Origin of the sequence: Bacillus sp. H1a, from assembly GCF_000633475.1 — a bacterium.
In the GTDB taxonomy this organism is placed as follows: Bacteria; Bacillota; Bacilli; order Bacillales; family Bacillaceae_G; genus Bacillus_A; species Bacillus_A paramycoides.
This window is the reverse complement of sequence record NZ_AYMH01000006.1, coordinates 1-2,578: the sequence shown is the minus strand read 5'-3', so window position 1 is coordinate 2,578 and position 2,578 is coordinate 1. Positions and strand designations below refer to the sequence as shown.

2 protein-coding genes are annotated in these 2,578 nt (G+C 34.4%); both read right to left on the bottom strand.

Annotated features, from left to right (window positions below; all coding sequences use genetic code 11):
* Window positions 1-131: 131 nt before the first annotated feature.
* Window positions 132-1,562: an IS4 family transposase gene (locus tag U860_RS0103850; RefSeq protein ID WP_025147465.1), complete on the bottom strand. Its 1,431-nt coding sequence runs from the start codon at window positions 1,560-1,562 to the stop codon at window positions 132-134.
* 140 nt (window positions 1,563-1,702) lie between these two features.
* The gene (locus U860_RS0103845) at window positions 1,703-2,176 is read right to left on the bottom strand and encodes a DUF1203 domain-containing protein (protein WP_001245419.1); all 474 of its coding nucleotides are present in this window, start codon (window positions 2,174-2,176) and stop codon (window positions 1,703-1,705) included.
* Window positions 2,177-2,578 lie beyond the last annotated feature (402 nt).

Genomic DNA, 2,578 nt, shown 5'->3' with positions numbered 1-2,578 from the left:
CCCATCGCTATCAAGCTAAGCTCATACAACGTCAATCATAGTAGGGGTTGCTTCTTTTTTCTAAAGACCACGTGTAGGGAATTTAAAGATTTGCATGCGAAATAAGCCCTAATGGGTTTCATTTTTTTGAATTAAGCCGCTTGATTATCAGACATGGTACAATTGTAAACGACACCTAATATATCAAAGACTGTTTTCTTCTCATATCGATGAGATTTTCTCCCGTTTTGCTGTAGGAGGTTGAACAGGCGAATTAGAATCTTTGATAGCTCTTGGGTGTCTTTCTGTATAGCTTGGAAAAGAAGAAGAAAGTAATCTTTAATCATATATATGGCCTTATATTCACTCAGTTCTCGTTTCTTTTTCATAAGAAGTAATTGACGCATTTGAAACATGGTAGAAGAACAGAGTAGAATGGCAATCAATTGCCCATACAAATGGCATTCCAATCGTTCTCGTTTTATCTTTTTACAATGATGAATATGAAAGAATGATTTCCACGTTTTAAATAAAATCTCGATTTGCCAACGTAGAGAATACCAATCATGTACTTGTCCCATTGGGACAATATCTGTAGGAGTATTTGTCATATATACATTGATACCGCTAAGTCGTTTACTACGAGCGGAATACTTCATTCCTTTCTTTTTTTCTCTTACAGTTTGATCTTGTAATCGTTTTTGTTGTTGTTCTTTTGTTAGCCGATGAACAATCACACGAGTTGGGATTTTATCATTCATTCCTACATAAGCGTTGGATATTTCACATGTTTGTCCTGGTTGAAGAGAGTTCATTAAAACCTCCATATCTATCTGGATATACTCTGTACCTTTCTTGATTCTGCCATCTTGAAAATAATCAGGGTTAGGATTTTTTTGATAAATACGTGTATTCGATTTGATACGTGAGATATAGTAAGCCTTTTTATCTTGTATATGTTGAAGATCTTTTAAATGAAAATAGCCTAAATCTCGGATACATAAATCATTCGCTGTTACAGTTGGGACACACAGGGAACCGTAGGTTCGATCATGTTGTTTACCTGGACCTGTATGAATATGAAGGAATTGTCCACTTAATAAATCATACTCAAGCTGAATCTTCACTCCCGCTGTATGGCTGCATCCTCCTGCACCCGGATAAACGAATGAAAAGGGATCTGGGATTTGAAATGCAGTTGAATCTAAAATACGGATACGCTTGAAAACAGAAGTATATGGAGAAGAAATGAGCATAGATGAGGCCAATTTTTGGTTTAGTAGTTCAGCTAGTATGTGTTGTAAGAATTGGACAGCCGCTTTATTAAATCGTTGATTCAGTCCCTCAGGACTGATGAGTACTTCTGTTGATACTTCTAAACAGCTAGATAACTGAGTTAAAGAAGTCGCAGCGACATTTTGACTCATCCATACACATAAAGCGACTAAATCCTTCGCTTGATACTTACTAGTTCGTTGTACAAAACCAACATCTCTAGCAAGATCTCGTAAGATATTTGGAGATAAACAGCTTTGAATCTCTTGAGCAAATAGTTGTAATTCATCGGATACAGAAATAGACATACAAAAACGCCATCCTTTCCTATGATTCTACAGAAAGAATAGCGTATTTTTTCATTTTAGGGGAGATTTTGTTGTATTAGTTTGATAGCGATTTGGTGTTACCCCTTATAGGATAATAGAAGTTTGCATTTCCAATTTTTTCACACTCTATTAACAAGGCAGTTATAGCATCCTGGTTTAGCGTTAAGAATGTGAATATATTCTACTTCTTTATTATCAAAAATTTCATCTATATTTTCTCTTAAATTTACACCTTCTGTAACCCTTGCTTCTACAATCATTGAGTCAGCATTGTAGCCGCGTACAGATAGATACCTATGATGTAACATATGCGGAATTTCATTTACATCTAGCTTAGCGGTAGTTGCTCCCTTTCGTATAAATATAGGACCACTTGCTTTATAAGGCGAATTAACACTATGATATTGGTAATTCAGTAAGATTACCTCTTCTCCTACCTCTGCATCCTTCAAACTTATCCTGCAAGGATATCCAGGATTTTGATTTGCTATTATTTTGACTGCCCCGATACTTTTTAATACTTCTTCATTCATTAAAAATAGGTTATTAAACTCCTTCTCTTGTAACGCAACGACTTGAAAGTTATTTCTCATATTCTATCCCTCCTTAATTAGTTGTTATAAAGCATTTCACTAATGATGCTACCACTAAAGTTCATAAAACTTGTTCAATAATCCTGCCCGTTTGTTGAAGATTGAATTTTCATAATCTTTATATTAAGTTTAACATAAAATTCCACAGGAACCTCTAAAAAAAATCATCCTTTTTAAAATAGGATGATTGTCCAGCTTATTTAAAGTATAGAATATCGTTTAAAGTAAATTGTTTATCGGTTAAACCTAGTTTCTGAGTTGGCGTTGAACTTGTCTTTTTAGATACTTTAGTAGCCAAACAGAAGTTGTAGTACGTTCTAAATATATATTTTTTTGTTATAAGTTAACACAAAATTTCGTTCTGGGGGTACTATAAAATTTTAGCTTGATAGCGATGTGGTG

Excerpts from the sequence above, each read along its gene's own strand:
- U860_RS0103850 (WP_025147465.1), bottom strand. The coding sequence starts at position 1,562 with ATGTCTATTTCTGTATCCGATGAATTACAACTATTTGCTCAAGAGATT.
- U860_RS0103845 (WP_001245419.1), bottom strand. The coding sequence starts at position 2,176 with ATGAGAAATAACTTTCAAGTCGTTGCGTTACAAGAGAAGGAGTTTAAT.